This window comes from Herpetosiphon geysericola, assembly GCF_001306135.1.
GTDB lineage: Bacteria > Chloroflexota > Chloroflexia > Chloroflexales > Herpetosiphonaceae > Herpetosiphon > Herpetosiphon geysericola.
In genome coordinates this window covers 440,336-456,058 of the sequence record NZ_LGKP01000025.1, presented here as the reverse complement: position 1 = coordinate 456,058, position 15,723 = coordinate 440,336, and the positions used below count along the sequence as shown (strand labels likewise).

Sequence of the window (15,723 nt, the reverse complement as noted above, 5' to 3'; positions counted from 1 at the left end):
CAACCAAGGCCACAGCGCTTGCTGTGGCCTTCGTATTTAAGCTGATTTTTGCGCTTGCGGTTGTTTGCGCGCCAAATAGAATAACAGCCCGATCATCAGGCTGGTCAAAATTGCTAACGCACCCAGTTTCCACCAGCTATTGGGCAACAACAAGCCAAGGCTGCCAAATAAGCTGCTTACGGTGTAATAGAAGGCCACAACTTGGCGTTGCGATAAACCCAAATCAAGCAAGCGATGGTGCAAATGCGCCCGATCCGAGACACTTGCGCCCGCCCCGCGCACCCGTCGCCAGATGATCATCCACACGCCATCAAGTAACGGCACGCCCAATACCAACAATGCTGTGGCCAGCTTGGCGCCGCCAATAATCGAGCAAATCGCCAAACTATAGCCGATAACCATCGCACCGCCATCGCCCATAAAGATTTTGGCTGGGTGGAAGTTGTGGGGCAAAAAGCCCAAACATGCGCCAGCCAAAGCCAACGGCACCAACACCAGCGAATATTGGCCTAAGGAATAGGTGTGAATTGCCAGCACAATCGCGGCGATAAACGTCACGCCAGCAGCCAAGCCATCCAAGCCATCGATCCAATTAAGCGCATTGGTCATGCCCACAATCCAAAAAATCGTGAAGCCAATTGCCAATGGCGGCCATAAGGTATGAAAATTAATCTGATTGAACGGCGCTGGAAAAGGCGTATTAAATGCTGTGGCAATAATTCCACGCGCCCCAACATCAACCCCATTAACTGCTGGATGCAACGTCCATTCCCATAAATAGGGGCCAACTGCAATTAATGCCGCCAGAATTTGGATGATTAAACGAAAACGCGCCGACAGTTTTTTAAGATCGTCGATCGTCATCACAACCCACATCAGGGTTGCACCTGCGGCCAACAAGCCCAAGCGAAAGCTCTCGATTGGAAAGCGCTGCATTTGCGGCACACCCCAAGGAACGACGACCGCCGCACCCAAAGCAGCCATAAAGCCAGCAAACATGGCCGCGCCACCAAGTCGTGGGGTTGGAATCCGATGCACCCGCCGCGCTTCGGGAAGATCATACAGGCCACGGCGAATAGCCCAAGCCCGAATCAAGGGAGTCAAAACGAAAGTAATGCTGGCACCAATGGCTACTACCAGCGCAAATCGCAGAATCATAACTGCTCCAACTTAGAACTTCAACCTTGAAGATTAAGGTATCGATGGTTAATGATTGATCCAGCGATTGTAAAAACCACGCGCCACCGCTGGATCATCGGTGCCGCTGACAATGACGCGTCCATCAGGAAACACGGTTGCTTGCAAGCTATCTGCTGCAAAGCGCAAAAGATAGTCGGTTTGCACCACCCGCAGATCAGCTTGGTACAGATGTTGAGCCAAACGCGCTAAGCCAATCGTCGTTGGCTGTTGCGGGCGAATTTGAATCGCGTTGCGGCCACATAAACTGATGGTTGGCTCGCTGGCGTGATCAAGCAAATCGAAGTGGCGCAAGCCACAGACTGGGCAATCGGGTCGTGGCGCTGGCATAGGCACATGCTCAAATTGCCAAGCCCACAGATCGAGCATAAATAAATCGGGGTTGGCTTGGCCTTGCCCACTGAGTAATTTCAAGGCTTCGGTTGCCGCCAGATTGCCAATCACGCCGACGACTGGCCCAACCACGCCCGCGGTTTCGCAGGTTGGCATGCTGCCAGGCTCGGGCGAGGTTGCGAAAATGCAGCGCCAACAAGCCTGCTGTGGGCGAAAATTCGCGGTCATGCCATGGCCACCAAGCACGCCGCTATAAATCCATGGCACTTGCTCGCGCACACACCACTCATTGATTAATAAACGGGTTTCAAGGCTATCAGTGCCATCCAGCACCAAATCAACCCCAGCCAGCGCTTGGTCTATCGTGCCAGCATGCAGATCGAGCACCAAGGCATCGATTGCGCAGGCACTGTTAATTTGCTGGGCATGAGCTTTAGCGGCCACAACTTTGGGCTGCAACTGTTCAGCATCGGCCTCGGTATAAAAACTTTGGCGCGGCAAATTGTGCGTTTCAACCCAATCGCGATCGATCAGGCGCAAGTAGCCAATGCCCGCTCGCAGCAAGCCATGCGCGATGGTGCTACCGGTTGCACCCAAACCCACAATCGCCACTCGGGCCTTGGCTAGGCGCTCTTGGCCAGTTTGGCCCAGCCCAGCAAACCGCGTTTGACGACTATAGCGTGCTGATTGAATCCCACTACTGGGCATAAAACCCCCTGTTTGCATTGTGGCTCATTGTACCGCGCAGGTGAGACAGTATCAACTTGACAGAGATTGATACCGCCTCGTAAAATCGTAGCTAATTGTTGGTTATTTGTAGCATGGCCTCTTAATTCATTTGCTTGCTCAGCCCCCACTGTGTAAGCCATTTTTGCTATGATGCCCAGTTACGCTTAGCATTATTTTTGACGTGTTAGATGGGAAACACGGCGCACCCAAGGAGTTACCGATGAGCCGCGCCAGCAGCTTTGAACGAGCCACACTCGACCCGTTTTACCACGAGCTTCGCACCTCGCTGACCTTGATCCAAACCTGTACCGATTTGTTGATGCATGCCGACCAAATTGGCCAGGCCGATTTACGCAATTTTTTACAAATTATCCGCCGGGGTGGCACTCGGATTGATCGGCTTGTGCGAGATTATATTTTGTTGGCCAAGGGTGAGTATGGGGTGCTGAGCGAGGAGAAAATCGCTCAGCCAACCTCGGTGCTGCCACCACTCAATTTAGCCTTGCTTGAGGTTCGGGCCGAAAGCCATGATCGCGGGGTTGAGGTTGTTAGCGATTTACCAGAAACCATGCCCTTGGTTTTGGCCAATCCCGACCATTTGCGCCTCATTATCGAGCGCTTGCTCAGCGTGGCCTTGCGTTTTGTCCGTAATGCTGGCGATGCAGTAGTCGTGCAAACTCGCACGATGCCCGATAGCGTGGCGGTGGTGTTTACGGTTGAGGGTGCGCCGCTGACCGACGAGGATTTGCCACGGATTTTCGACCGTTTCTTTGTGCCGCAAAACTTGCCGCTCTCACGCGAGCAGCATGGCTTGGGCTTGGATTTACCAGTCGTTAAATCGTTGGTTGAGCTATATGGCGGCAAAGTTGCAATCGAGCGTTTGGCCAAAGGCAATGTCTTTGCCTTTACCATTCCGCGCGCCGAGCCAGAAACCAGCCGCAGCTAAAATAATGCAGCGCAGCCACCATGGCTGCGCTGTTTTTTTATGCCTGCAAAACCCGATCAAAAAAAGCTAAGATTTGCTGGTTTATCTGCTGGAGATACGGGCTGTTAGGGCCGAAGTTATGCTCGGCCTCGGGCAAACGCAGCAATTCAACTTCGGCGTTGGCAGCCTGCAAAGCTTGCTGCAAAATCAAACTTTGACTGATCGGCACGGTTTGATCGTGCTCGCCGTGAATCAGCAAAAACGGCGGGGCTGGCTGATCAAGATAGCTCAAAGGATTCGCTTGTTGCACCAACTCGCTGCGGGTTGGCAAGGCCCCGCCAACCAACAACGATTCTGGCGAATCTGGCTCGTCATGCCAATCGCCAAGTTGGCTCAAATCGCTGGGCGCAGCCACCGCCACCACCGCTTGCACGCTGCTTGCGGCGCTGCCATTGTTACCCTCTAAATCAGCGACATGTCCCGTTACGCCCAACAAACTTGCCAAATGGCCGCCTGCATCGTGGCCCCAAACTCCAATTCTGGTTGGATCGATACCAAGTTTTTGGGCATTGGCACGCAACCAACGCACAGCAGCTTTGGCATCGTGCAGCTGGGCGGGGAAAATCGCCTGATCGCTGCGCCGATAGTTGATGCTGGCAACGATGTAGCGGCCAGTTTGCGCCAAAAATGGATCGCTGCTCAAGGCTTTATCGCCACGCCGCCACATGCCACCATGCAGATACACAATCACGGGCAAAGGCTGCGCTGGCATTGGCTCAGGCCGATACAGATCGAGAAATAGCAAATAGCCAGCTGCATTGCCATAGGGCAAATCGGTTAATGTTTCTACCTCGTGAGTCATCACATCCTCTGTTTATTTGGCAATCGGTTGCCGCACAATGCTTGGCCCAACCTCGGGCGGCGTGTAGATTAAGGCCATTGCACCAGGAATATAGCGCTCAAAGGTTGTCAGTACATTCGCCAATTGGGCATTGCTGGTAATATGGCCCGGGCTAACCACGCCCTGATTGTGCCATGCCACAAAGGTCATCCAATTGACCGTAACCCAATCGTGTTCGGCGCGATAGCTAGCGACCTCAAAGTTGGCTGCCAGATATTCGACCGCCAAAAATGGATCGCTAATTTCGTTGGCAACTTCGGTTTCGCTTGGTTGCCAATCGCTATAACGCTGCATTTGGGCTTGGAGCTTGCTACCATAAATGGTTAGCGCAACTGGTCGACTGGTTGGCTGATTGAGCGAATTCACATAAGGCAATTCGCCATTGAGCAAACTTTTGCCAACCGAAGGCCGCAAATTAGCGGGCCAAACGCTAAAATTGCCCAACCCCAACGAATTAGCAACACCCTGCGCCTCTTGATAGACCGGAGTTACTGCCCGCCCAAAACTACCACGCGTCGCCAAAGCCCCATTATATTCAAAATAAAGTTGGGCCGCAATAATCACGGCAAATTGATCATCTGTAAGTTTGGTAATAGCTTGACGATTATGGCGTTTGGCGCTAGCAATAATGCTTGAACGCAAACGTAACATGGTCAAATTAAAGCTTGGGTCGTAATAGGCCGCTGGAATATCCGTTGGGTAAGGCCGCCCTGCCGCATAAAACAACGCAGCTGCACTCGGCCAACCGACGATCGCTGGGGCATTTGGCACATAATAGCTGTGAGTTTGGGGCGGTGCATATTGGTCAAAAACCATTGGTGCTGCCGCTACAATCACTTGTCTACGCTGTAACCCATGAACTCCCAATACTGCTACTAAAAGCAGGCAAAAAAATAATCGCACCTTACGACGCGACATACAGGCTCCTTTGCTTCGTCTACACACAGCCGCACGATATTCAAATCTTCATGCCGCACTGCAAGATGCAGCATAGCATATGGCCTAGATTTTGGGAATACACCAAAGGGTTTATTTTGGGTTGGGTTTAACCGCTTTGGCGAGCAAGTTCTAGGCCAAAAGATCTAGTCTATAGACGTTGGTTGGAAGCAAAACGTTGCATGGGCTTTAGCTGGCTTGTTGGTTGGCGACCATTTTGGCATACACGCCATCGGCACTTAATAACTCGGCATGCGTGCCTTGCTCGGCAATCTGGCCGCGATCGAGCACAATAATCAAGTCGGCGTTTTTGACCGTGCTTAGGCGATGGGCAATCACAATTCTGGTGCACTTTAATGTAGTAAGTTGCTGCTCAACAATCTGTTCAGTCAGGGTGTCGAGCTGGCTGGTGGCTTCATCCAAAATTAAAATTGCTGGCTGGCGCAACAAGGCCCGTGCCAAGGCAATGCGTTGGCGCTGCCCGCCGGAAATACCGCCTGCTGCCTCGCCAACTCTAGTTTCGTAGCCCATTGGCATGCTCACAATGTCGTTGTGTAAGCCTGCACGTTGGCTAGCAGCCAGCAACTGGGCTGCTGGCAAGGTTGCCCGCTGTAGGTTGATATTTTGGCGAATTGAGCCGCTAAATAAAAATGCATCTTGCAACACGACCCCAAATTGTTGGCGCAAAGCTTGGCGGTCGTAGTGTTCAATTGGTTGCTCATCGATCCAAATTTGGCCGCTAGTTGGCTGATAGAGGCCCAACAATAATTTGGCCAAGGTGCTTTTGCCCGAGCCGGTGCGCCCAACCAAGGCCACTTTTTGGCCAGGCTCAATCTGCAACGAAATATCGCGCAAAATTGGTGCAGCATGCGGGTTGTAGCCAAAACTGACCTGTTCGAGCCGAATTGCGCCTTGCAAGGTTTGGTCGGGCGCAAAGTTGCCATCTGGCTCTGGCTGGGCCATCAACACATCATTTAAACGCTCAAGGTAGCTGGTTAATAATTGCAGGCGTTGGCCTTGGCTAATTAATGTTACCAACGGCGCGAGCGCCAAGGTGCCAATAGCGTTTAATGCCAGCATCGTGCTTAAATCCATGCTGCCTTGATGGACTTCACGCAAGCCAACCCACAGCAAAATCAGCGGCGTGGCAGTTTGGAGCGTGCCCAAAAGACTATCGACAACCGCACTCAGACGTTGGCGACGCAGGCTGGTGTTGCGCTGGCGCCGAGCCAGATTTTGCCAATAACCAAAACTATATTGCTCAACGCCCATCGCTTTGATCGTGGTAATGCCACTCAGCAACTCAATCAAGTAGCTTTGAGCTTCACCTTGCTCCAACAAATCGGTTTCGACGAGCGGGCGCAAACGGCCTTGAGTAAGCCAAATAATCGCCACTTGGAGCAAAGCAATAATGGTGACAGTTAGGCCGAAACTGCCACTTTGCCAAAACAGCAAGCCACCATAAATCAGCATCAGCCCGCCATCGAGCACCACCGAAAGCACTTGGTTGGTAATCAACTCGCGAATTGTGCTGTTGCTGGTCAGGCGCAGCAATAAATCGCCGCTGCTGCGTTGTTCGAAAAACGCCAGTGGCAAGCGCAACAAGTGGCTCAAAAAATGCTCGCTCAGATCGGTATCAAACCGCAGTTGCAATTGAATTAACAACAGGCTGCGCATATATTGCATCAAAAAACGAATGCTAATAATCAAGCCCAAGCCAATTAACACCCGACCCAGCAACACCTCAAAACTGGGCAGCGTCACTTGCTGCACCAAACTTTTGGTTAGCAATGGCAGCGCTAGCCCGACCAATTGCAACAAGCCAGAAGCCACAATAATCTGCAGCAATAAACTAGGTTTGGCCCACAGCGTCGTGCGAATCAAACGCCATTGATCGGTGTTGGCGCGTTGGCGTTGCTCAAAATTGGGGCCAGGCTGGCAGCTAAGCACAATCCCGGTAAAACGTTGATCAAGCTCGCTTAACTGTACAAAGCGCCGACCCAAAGCGGGATCGACGATTGTCGCGCCGCGTGGCGACCAGCGCTCAAGCACCACAAAATGATTAAAATTCCAATGCAAAATTGCCGGAAGCTGAAGTGAACCAAAATCGAGGTTTTGCAGGGCAAACGCCCGTACAACGAGGCCATAGTGGCGGCCAGCAACAGCAATCGTTTGGGCGCTCAAGCCATCACGCGATGGCCGACAAACCTCGCGCGCTTCGGCAACGCTCGTTGCGCGGCCCCAATAGGAGAGCAGCATCGCCAAACAGGCAGCACCACATTCAATTGCACTTAATTGGAGTAAAACCGGAACTTTACGCCGTTTGAGGCGGGCAAACCAACGTTTCAATCGTGCCAAACCTTGCTAGTTGCGCAAGGTTATCCGTGGGCTAGAGGCTAACGAGCGGCGCGCCAATCACAACTAAACTGACTGAAAGCAACGCAACCAGCAACCACAAGCTTCGCAGCAACAGCGGCGAAATTCGCTCTTGGATAACCTGCTCTTGATGATGAGCAACATATGACGTTAGCGCAGCCGAGCGAAATAATGAGGTGTTTGGAATCAGAGCGGTTTGGCTGTGGTCATTCATTGGGGTGTCCTCCTGAAAAGCTGGCCCCATTTAACCATACTTGGCGCTTGCCAACTAGCCAAAAACCGATATAAAAACCGATATAACGCTATCGCCCAAACTACGCTTGCCAATAACCGTATTTTAACCGTATACTAGGGCATCTACAACCTCCCAAAATTAAACCCACCCTAAACAATCAAAGGAGACCCAGCATGTCGCATGAAGAAACGATCAACGCGTGGAATAATGCTGAAAATGATCCTGAGAGCGAAACCACGAAACCACAGCCTGCGAATCCCGCTGGAATGACCGAACTGAGCGACGAAGAATTACGCCAAATTCAAGGCGGTCTCTTGGATTGCAGTATTATTCCAACCATGACGTCAGTCACCAGTCTCGTTCCTTGCGTCGTCAATAGCAGCGACGATCAACAGTAAGTCGGCACTCAATTCACCCTAATGTCCTTGCTTAACTGACCATCTCCACAGCACATTGGACAGCGTTATGACAAAGGTTGATGCCTCTTTTGGAATGTGGCTTAAACAACGCCGAAAAACCCTCGATCTGACCCAAGACGAGTTGGCTCATTTGGTTGGCTGTGCCACGGTCACAATTCGTAAAATTGAAGCGAATACGCTTAAGCCGTCGAGCCAGATTGCCCAGCGCTTAGCCCAATGTTGTAATGTTCCCGAAGCTGAACATACTGCCTTTGTGCATTTTGCGCGCTCGGAAACAACCACTGGGCCGATCTGGACGGATCAAACCCCAGGCGCTGCCCGAGTCAATTTTGTGGTCGATCAAGCACCACATAATTTAGTTGATCTCCCGAATCCCTTAATTGGACGCGAGCTTGATGTTGCAGCGATTAATGAACGTTTAGCCAGCGAGCATGTGCGCTTGTTGACCCTGGTCGGCCCGCCTGGAGTTGGCAAAACCCGTTTATCGTTGCAGGTTGCAGCCCAGCAGCTTGAACGCTTTCGCCATGGCGTGTTTGTGGTGGCCTTGGCTCCAGTTACCAATCCCCAAGATGTGCTCAGCACAATCGCTCAGACCCTTGGGATCAAGGAAACTGGCATACGCCGCAGCTTTGAAGATTTAAAGCAGTTTTTGTATGACCGTGAAATCTTATTGGTGCTCGATAATTTTGAGCAAGTGCTGCCTGCTGCTAGCTCAATCGATCAGTTAATTCAGGCCTGTTATGGTTTAAAAGTTCTGGTCACCAGTCGCGAGGCCTTGCGCTTACGCCGTGAACGGCGCTTTGCGGTTGCACCCTTGGCGCTAGCGATACCTGCTGACGATGATCCAACCACAAGCCACTCACCAGCGGTCGCTTTGTTTATCGAGCGCGCCCAAGCAGTGAATCCCGATTTCGAGATCAATCAAACCACGCTTAGCGATATTAGCGCAGTTTGTCGTCAACTCGATGGCTTGCCGTTGAGTATCGAGTTGATTGCAGCCCGTAGTATGTTGCTCTCGCCCAAGGCAATGCTACGCCATCTTGAGCATCAATTAACTGTCTTGACCAGTCGCTCAGCTGATCATCCGCAACGCCAACGCACGCTACGCGAAGCAATTCGCTGGAGCGTCGATCTGCTTGAGCCAAGCGATCAGCAGCTGTTTATGCATGTCGGGGTCTTTCCGCAAAGCTGTACCCTCGATGGCTTGGCCGCAGTTGGGGCCGAGCTGCCATGGGCGCTCGATTTGCTTGACGGCCTCAATACCTTGGCCGATAAAAGCTTGCTCTACACCAAAGCAGATCAACAGGATGAAACGCGCTTTGAGATGTTGAATGTTTTGCGCGAATATGCCCGTGAGATGTTGCAACAAGCTGGTTTGTTTATTCAAGCAGCTCAGCGTCATGCCAATTATTATTTGCAATTGGCCCAAACCTTGCAAGCTGATTTGAGCCAACATAACCATCATGTAGCTGCTGGCGATCGCTTTGAGCGCGATTTGTTCAACTTTCGCGCGGCTTTGGAGTTTTTCTTTGGCCAAAAGCAAGTCGAACAGTTGGTGCAGATGGCCACCAATTTGGCCGATCTCTGGTATTTGCGGGGCTATACTGGCGAAGGGCGGCGTTGGCTAGCCCAAGCAATCGATCAAGCCCAAACCACCCAAACCACGCTTGAGCCAACTCTCTGGATCGAAACGCTCAACGCAGCAGGCTATTTGGCCTATCACCAAGGCGATTATGGCGCTGCGGCCCAAAGCTTCTCGCAAAGTCGCCAACTCATCGAAACTGCCAATGATCAAGTGGGCATGGCTCGGGTCTACAATAATTTGGGCTTAATTGCCCATTGGCAAGGCCAATATGCACAATCGCAAGCCTTGCTCAACGATAGCCTCGAAATCTGGCGCACACTCGATCTGCCGATGGCAATTAGCAGTCTGATCTGCAATTTAGGCGCCTTGCAGCTCGATCGCGGCGAATTAAGCAAAGCAGCCGAGTTGCTTGACCAAAGCAAGGCGCTCTGTCAGCAACATCAGTACGAAAATCGCATTTCAATGGTCTTGCAACATCAAGGCAAATTGGCGCTCTATCGCGGCGATTACCCAACTGCTCAGCGCTGTTTTAGCGAAAGCTATAGCATTGCCGAGCAGATGAGCAACAAAACGGTGATTGGCTTTGCGTTGATGTACCAAGGCTATACGGCGCTAGCAGCAGGCGAATTGGAGCAAGCAGCCTGTTATCTCAACAAGGCCGCGCAAATGAGCCAAGACCTTGGCAGCAAGCATATGTTGTGTATGGTGTTAGCGGTGCAAGCCCAATTGGCGGTTGAGCAAGCCCAATATCTAATTGCACGCCAATTATTTACCCAAGCCCTTGAGTTGGGCCGCAGCATGCAATTTGGTGTGGGCATTGCCAATGCTTTGCGTGGCTTGGCCTTGGTTGATTGTATTCAAGGCCATTATGCTCCGGCAATCGAGCAAATCAACCAAGCAATTCAGGGCTATCGCACTATTGGCAACCCCGAAGGCCTGACCCAAGCCCTCGAAAGTTTGGCGTTTTGCTTAGCAACCATGGGTTATGGCAGCGCAATCGGCCCAGTGGTGGAGACTGTCGAACAATTACGCCGCGAATACGGTCTGCGCCGTTGGCTCAACCAACAAGCCCGTTGGCAATTTGTGCAGCAGGCACGCACGCAAACAGCCCAAGCGCCTGAGCAAACTGCGCCAATCGTCGAACAGCTGCTCGCCCAAATGCCAGCCCTGCAATTGCACGAGCTACGCACATGAATTGGTTGGCAAGCCTGAATTTGCGCCAACGCCAACAACTTGGCCTGAGCGAAATCGGCCCGCGTGCAGCCCAACGCGCCCAACGTTGGCGCAAACAAGCGCCCTTCGAGCAGACGCAGTGGTGGCAGGCGCGGCTGGCGCTTGATGGATTAAACGAGCAGCAATTTCAAGCCTTGCTTGACCCCGCCATTCCAATTGCGCCCCCACCTTGGGCCGCTATGCTCGCAGCTTGGCGCGAATGGCAGGCCAATCCGCATCCGCGCTGGCTCAATCAGCCCAATTTGGGCTATCCGCTTTGGCCGCTGGTCGATTATTGCCTCGTTCAGATTGAGCAAGCCTTGCAGCAAGCTCAAGTTAAGCACAATTGGCCAAGTTTGCATGCGGCAATTGGCAAGGCCTTGGCCCAACGCTTAGCCCAATTAACCGCCCAAACCATGGTTTTAGAGCTGAATGTGGCGCGTTTGCGCGGCGAGTTGCAAGGCCCAACCAGCCAAGATCGCTTTGAATATTTCATTAAACGTTATAGCAACATCGGCGATTTGCTCGATCTTTTCGCCAATTATCCAGTTTTGCTGCATAGTTTGGTTCACGAATGCCAAACCATCATCAAATTTGCCAGCCAAATTGCCCAGCACCTAGCCCACGATTGGCAGCAATTGCAAAGCCATTTTGAGATTGAGCTAGGCGAATGGACAGGCTTGGAGAGCTTGGGCGATCGCCACGCAGGCCAAAGCGTTTGCCGCCTCGATTTTGCTAGCGGCATGAGTTTGGCCTACAAACCACGCTCGCTCAGCACCGAAGCTGCCTTCAATCAGGTTTTGGCTTGGCACAATCAACAAGCAGCAACCATTAAGCTACGCGGCTTGCAGGTGCTCGATTGTGGCAACTACGGCTGGACGGAATGGCTGCACGCTACGCCGTGTGCCGATTCGACAGCTGTGCAACGTTTTTATCAACGCCACGGCGCCTTGTTGGCCTTGCTTTTGGTGTTGCAAGCTTGTGATTTACACTATGAAAATGTCATTGCCGTGGGCGAAGATCCTGTTTTGATTGACCTTGAAGGCTTGTGCCACCCACTTTTAGCCAGCAACAGCAACGCTTTAATTGAAGCAGCCCAAGTTGGCTTGTTACCCCGCTTGCACTTCGCTACCAACGAGCATCCAGGCGTTGATCTCAGTGGCATCGCTGGCAACGCCGAACAAACCTTGCCCTTGCCTCAACCAGTTTGGGATGAGACGAATACTGATCACATGGCCTTGCGCTACGCCCCCATTCCTGTACAGCCAGCCCACAATTTGCCAACCTGTAGCACACTGAAGATCGATCCCTTGGAATATGCAGCCGAGGTCGAGCAAGGCTTTCGCAGCACCTATGCAGCGCTCCTGCGCACAAAAGCCGAGTTATTGAGCGTTGGCTTGGCCGCCTGCGCTGATACCACCATTCGGGTGATTGTGCGGCCATCGAATAGCTACGCCATTTTGCTGCGCCACGCCAGCCATCCCAATCGGCTACGCGATGCGCTTGATCGCGATTGTTTATTTGATCATTTGTGGCTGAGCATTCCCGATCGGCCACAGCTCAAGCACTTTTTGCAAAGCGAGCAAGCGGCGCTTTGGCAAGCCGATATTCCATGGTTTGGCACAACGCCGCGCGCCCGAACCATTTGGGATGCCCATGGCCAACCCATGGATTTTGAACTTGCCCAAAGCAGTTGGCAACGGGTTGAGCAAGCGGTCGCGGGCTTGAGCAACGAGCATTGCGAGCGCCAAATCGCCCAAATTTGCCACGCTTTTGGGACTAATGTTTTACCAAAACCGCCCCAGCAGCCATGATATACTGAGCCTAGTAGTGCGTGCTACCACTGAACAACTAAAATAATAGATGTTGGCCTGCATTGCAGGTCAATGTTTTATGGAAACACACTCAAAGGATTATCATAATGCTGCTCAATATTGCGAGCTTAGTGCTGCTAGCCCTCTGGGTTGGCGCGATTGTTGGTGGATTAGTGCTGATGCGCCAAAAAGGTCGCTGGCGCTGGATCGGCCTCACCATCGCCGTTCAAGGCCTGATCTTGCTGGTTTTTCAAGGCTTGCTTAGCACCTACCCAATTGGCATTGGCGACCCATTAATTCGGGTGAAATTTTGGGACTTGCTCAGCCAAACGGCGGTGGTGATCGGTGCGCTGGCAGTCGTCGCAGGCGGCTTGTGGTGGCTAGCACGGCAAATTCGCTATAGCATCGACCAGCAATTGCGCCGCCGTGACTTAGCGCTCTTTTTGCTCTTAGGCATGCCCTTAATTGCCGCTCCCGCTTTTTATACCATGTGGCAAACCAGCATTCCCGAGCGCGAGCGCCAACGCGACCCCAAGCTGCGCGCAATTAATCTGCCCGAAGGCTTCGAATGGAGCATCTATGCCAGCGGCACGATGGATAATCCGACCGCGATTGCTTTTGGCCCAGAAAACGAGCTATACATCGCCGATATTGCTGGCGATCTGTGGATTGGCCGCGACCAAAACAACGATCACCAGATCGATAGTTTGAGCAAATGGGCTGGCGATTTTGAGTTGTTGGTTGGCTTGGTTTGGCGCGATGGCGAATTGTATTGCGCTAGTTCGGGCAAAATCGAGGCCCTGCGCGATAGCGATGGCGATGGCATGGCCGATAGCCGCCGGATCGTGGTTGATAATTTGCCCTCGATGGTGTTGCAGCCACACTCCAACAATGGCTTAGCCTTTGGCCCCGATGGCCGCTTATATTTTGGGGTTGGCAGCACAACCGATGGCAAATTCGAGGATAATGAATTAGCCGCTAGCATTTTATCGGTCAACCCCGATGGCAGCGATTTGCGCCCCTATGCCCGTGGCTTGGGCAACGTCTTCGATGTGGCCTTTAACGCCGATGGAGCGCTATTTGGTGGCGATAACGGCCCAAGCTCGGTCGAGGGCGACGATCCACCAGATGAATTTAATTATCTCGTTGAAGGCCAACACTATGGCTACCCTTATTATTTTGGCGATCCGCCCAGCGATGGCGGCACGCGCGGCGCGTTGATTAGCTTTCCTGCCCACTCGGTGCCAACTGGCGTAACCTTCTATAGCGGCAACCAATACCCGCAAATCTACAGCGATAGCGCCTTTTTGACGCTCTGGCAGACGGGCGAGGTTATGCATATTGAGGTTGGCAAAACCAGCAACGGCGATTATTTAGCCAAATCAACCACCTTTGCCGATGGAATGCTCTACCCAATCGATGTGATTACCGGCCCCGATGGCAACATGTATATTGCCGATTTTGGCACGAGTGCGATCTACCGAATCACCTATAATGGAGCGCGTTAATGCGAAAATTGTCCTATCTAGCGCTGTGCTTGGTGTTGCTCGGTTGTGGTGCTGCCAATGATAGCACTAGCGTCGGCAATGCAGAGCGTGGCAAACGCATTTTTCAAGGAGCAGAGGTGCTTACGCTCGATCAGCTTGAAGCATGTATCGATTGCCATAGTGACGTTGCTGGCGAAGCAGGCCAGGGCATTGGCCAAAATCTCTCAAATATTGGCAATCGGGCCGCCCAACGCCCAGATGGCACCAGTGCCATCGATTATCTGCGGCTCTCGCTCACCGAGCCAGATAAAGAATTGGTTGGCGGCTTTCAAGAAGGCATTATGCCCCGCGATTATGCTCAAAAATTATCAACCCAAGATATTAACGATCTGATTGGTTATATGCTGACGCTGAAAAGTGGCATTGATTAAGCGCGTTGGCCTTGAATAGGTAAAAGTGCTATGCAGCAATTGCGAATTGCATTCTTAGATTCGTGGTTACAAACAGTGGTTGATGGCAGTGGCACGGCGGCAGCAATCGGTGGCTTAGCGCGCACCTTGCAAGCTCGTGGCCATATTGTCGATCGCATTGGGCCAATCGGCAATTGGCCGCGCAACTTGACCCTGCGCCGTTTATATTACAACTGGCAATTGCCCAGCCGCCTTGCTAACCACACCTATGATTTGATCGTTGGCTTTGATATTGATGGGGTGCGCGTTGCCCAGCGCTTAAATGTGCCCTATATCTGTAGCATCAAAGGCGTAATTGCCGAAGAGCAGCGCCATGAACAGGGCTTTATTCGGGCCTTGCTGTGGTCGCTCTCCCGCATCGAAATGCTCAACGCGCGGCGTGCGCCCAAAGTTATTTCAACCAGCGAATATTGCCGCCAGATGATTCACGCTCATTATGGCGTGCCAACCAGCACAATTGGGATTGTGCCCGAAGGCATCGATTTGAGTTTGTGGCAGGAGCAGGCTCAGAACAACCAGCGCGATCCATGGACAGTTTTGTGCGTTGCCCGCCAGTATCCACGTAAACATGTGATCGATTTGATTCGGGCCTTTGCTAGCGTCGTTGAGCAGGTACCGCAAGCCCAATTGGTCATTATTGGCGACGGCCCCGATCACGATTTGTTGCGCGGCGTAGTGCGGGCCTACAACCTCGAAACCTCGGTGCGCATGCTTGGCGCACTTGCCAACGATGCTGAAGTGCGGGATTGGTATGGGCGGAGCAGCATTTTTTGCTTGCCCAGCGTCCAAGAAGGCTTTGGAATTGTCTTTTTAGAGGCGATGGCCAGCGGCTTGCCAATTGTCAGCACCAACGCTGCGGCAATTCCCGAAGTCGTGCCCCATGGCCAAGCAGGCACCTTGGTTGGGCCAAGCGACATAGCGGCAATCGCCAAAGCCATTATCGAACTATTGCAAAACCCTGAGTTACAACAGCGCTATCGCGACTTTGGCTTGCAGCATGTCCAACAGTATAGCTGGGAGCATGTGACCGACCGCTTTTTAGCTGAAGTTTTATAAGCGATTGACGATCTCCTGCGAGCGGCAAATGTTGCGCCATGAGTGAGA

The 15,723-nt window shown here is 52.4% G+C and carries 13 protein-coding genes; 7 read left to right on the top strand and 6 right to left on the bottom strand.

The features are described 5' to 3' along the window. Positions 1 to 36: 36 nt before the first annotated feature. Both SE18_RS17625 and SE18_RS17620 read right to left on the bottom strand, forming a co-directional pair. Entirely contained in the window at positions 37 to 1,158 is a 1,122-nt protein-coding gene (locus SE18_RS17625) for an MraY family glycosyltransferase (protein ID WP_054535773.1), read from the bottom strand. A 48-nt stretch (positions 1,159 to 1,206) separates the two neighbouring features. After that, complete coding sequence (locus SE18_RS17620) at positions 1,207 to 2,256, bottom strand: ThiF family adenylyltransferase (RefSeq protein WP_054535772.1); 1,050 nt, start codon at positions 2,254 to 2,256, stop codon at positions 1,207 to 1,209. A 223-nt stretch (positions 2,257 to 2,479) separates the two neighbouring features. On the opposite strand from SE18_RS17620, the gene SE18_RS17615 reads away from it, so the two are divergent. Further along, on the top strand, positions 2,480 to 3,205 hold the full coding sequence (locus SE18_RS17615; RefSeq protein ID WP_054535771.1) for a sensor histidine kinase: 726 nt from the start codon (positions 2,480 to 2,482) through the stop codon (positions 3,203 to 3,205). Positions 3,206 to 3,242: 37 nt separating this feature from the next. On the opposite strand, the gene SE18_RS17610 is transcribed toward SE18_RS17615, so the two are convergent. From SE18_RS17610 to SE18_RS17595, 4 genes are all read right to left on the bottom strand, one after another. Then, on the bottom strand, positions 3,243 to 4,046 hold the full coding sequence (locus SE18_RS17610) for an alpha/beta hydrolase (RefSeq protein ID WP_054535770.1): 804 nt from the start codon (positions 4,044 to 4,046) through the stop codon (positions 3,243 to 3,245). A 12-nt stretch (positions 4,047 to 4,058) separates the two neighbouring features. Then, positions 4,059 to 5,003, bottom strand: a complete 945-nt coding sequence (locus tag SE18_RS17605) for a hypothetical protein (protein WP_054535769.1) — start codon at positions 5,001 to 5,003, stop codon at positions 4,059 to 4,061. Between the two features lie 207 nt (positions 5,004 to 5,210). Continuing rightward, the gene (locus SE18_RS17600) at positions 5,211 to 7,370 is read right to left on the bottom strand and encodes a peptidase domain-containing ABC transporter (RefSeq protein WP_054535768.1); all 2,160 of its coding nucleotides are present in this window, start codon (positions 7,368 to 7,370) and stop codon (positions 5,211 to 5,213) included. A gap of 40 nt (positions 7,371 to 7,410) precedes the next feature. Continuing rightward, entirely contained in the window at positions 7,411 to 7,611 is a 201-nt protein-coding gene (locus tag SE18_RS17595) for a hypothetical protein (protein ID WP_054535767.1), read from the bottom strand. Positions 7,612 to 7,805: 194 nt separating this feature from the next. Here SE18_RS17595 and SE18_RS17590 point away from each other — a divergent pair, with 194 nt between their 5' ends. From SE18_RS17590 to SE18_RS17565, 6 genes are all read left to right on the top strand, one after another. Beyond that, on the top strand, positions 7,806 to 8,030 hold the full coding sequence (locus SE18_RS17590; protein ID WP_054535766.1) for a mersacidin/lichenicidin family type 2 lantibiotic: 225 nt from the start codon (positions 7,806 to 7,808) through the stop codon (positions 8,028 to 8,030). A 67-nt stretch (positions 8,031 to 8,097) separates the two neighbouring features. Then, a complete protein-coding gene (locus SE18_RS17585) occupies positions 8,098 to 10,830 on the top strand; it encodes a tetratricopeptide repeat protein (protein ID WP_054535765.1) in 2,733 nt (910 codons plus the stop codon). After that, positions 10,827 to 12,662, top strand: coding sequence for a type 2 lanthipeptide synthetase LanM family protein (locus SE18_RS17580; RefSeq protein WP_054535764.1), 1,836 nt, complete (start codon positions 10,827 to 10,829; stop codon positions 12,660 to 12,662). Before SE18_RS17585 ends, SE18_RS17580 begins: the two co-directional genes overlap by 4 nt. Positions 12,663 to 12,769: 107 nt before the next feature. After that, positions 12,770 to 14,170, top strand: a complete 1,401-nt coding sequence (locus SE18_RS17575; RefSeq protein ID WP_054535763.1) for a PQQ-dependent sugar dehydrogenase — start codon at positions 12,770 to 12,772, stop codon at positions 14,168 to 14,170. Next, positions 14,170 to 14,580, top strand: coding sequence for a c-type cytochrome (locus SE18_RS17570; protein ID WP_054535762.1), 411 nt, complete (start codon positions 14,170 to 14,172; stop codon positions 14,578 to 14,580). Before SE18_RS17575 ends, SE18_RS17570 begins: the two co-directional genes overlap by 1 nt. Before the next feature lie 30 nt (positions 14,581 to 14,610). Beyond that, positions 14,611 to 15,675, top strand: coding sequence for a glycosyltransferase family 4 protein (locus tag SE18_RS17565; protein ID WP_152976682.1), 1,065 nt, complete (start codon positions 14,611 to 14,613; stop codon positions 15,673 to 15,675). Positions 15,676 to 15,723 lie beyond the last annotated feature (48 nt).

Bases quoted from the DNA above. Each gene is read 5' to 3' on its own strand.
- SE18_RS17625 (WP_054535773.1), bottom strand. From the start codon at position 1,158: ATGATTCTGCGATTTGCGCTGGTAGTAGCCATTGGTGCCAGCATTACT.
- SE18_RS17620 (WP_054535772.1), bottom strand. From the start codon at position 2,256: ATGCAAACAGGGGGTTTTATGCCCAGTAGTGGGATTCAATCAGCACGC.
- SE18_RS17615 (WP_054535771.1), top strand. From the start codon at position 2,480: ATGAGCCGCGCCAGCAGCTTTGAACGAGCCACACTCGACCCGTTTTAC.
- SE18_RS17610 (WP_054535770.1), bottom strand. From the start codon at position 4,046: ATGACTCACGAGGTAGAAACATTAACCGATTTGCCCTATGGCAATGCA.
- SE18_RS17605 (WP_054535769.1), bottom strand. From the start codon at position 5,003: ATGTCGCGTCGTAAGGTGCGATTATTTTTTTGCCTGCTTTTAGTAGCA.
- SE18_RS17595 (WP_054535767.1), bottom strand. From the start codon at position 7,611: ATGAATGACCACAGCCAAACCGCTCTGATTCCAAACACCTCATTATTT.
- SE18_RS17590 (WP_054535766.1), top strand. From the start codon at position 7,806: ATGTCGCATGAAGAAACGATCAACGCGTGGAATAATGCTGAAAATGAT.
- SE18_RS17585 (WP_054535765.1), top strand. From the start codon at position 8,098: ATGACAAAGGTTGATGCCTCTTTTGGAATGTGGCTTAAACAACGCCGA.
- SE18_RS17580 (WP_054535764.1), top strand. From the start codon at position 10,827: ATGAATTGGTTGGCAAGCCTGAATTTGCGCCAACGCCAACAACTTGGC.
- SE18_RS17575 (WP_054535763.1), top strand. From the start codon at position 12,770: ATGCTGCTCAATATTGCGAGCTTAGTGCTGCTAGCCCTCTGGGTTGGC.
- SE18_RS17570 (WP_054535762.1), top strand. From the start codon at position 14,170: ATGCGAAAATTGTCCTATCTAGCGCTGTGCTTGGTGTTGCTCGGTTGT.
- SE18_RS17565 (WP_152976682.1), top strand. From the start codon at position 14,611: ATGCAGCAATTGCGAATTGCATTCTTAGATTCGTGGTTACAAACAGTG.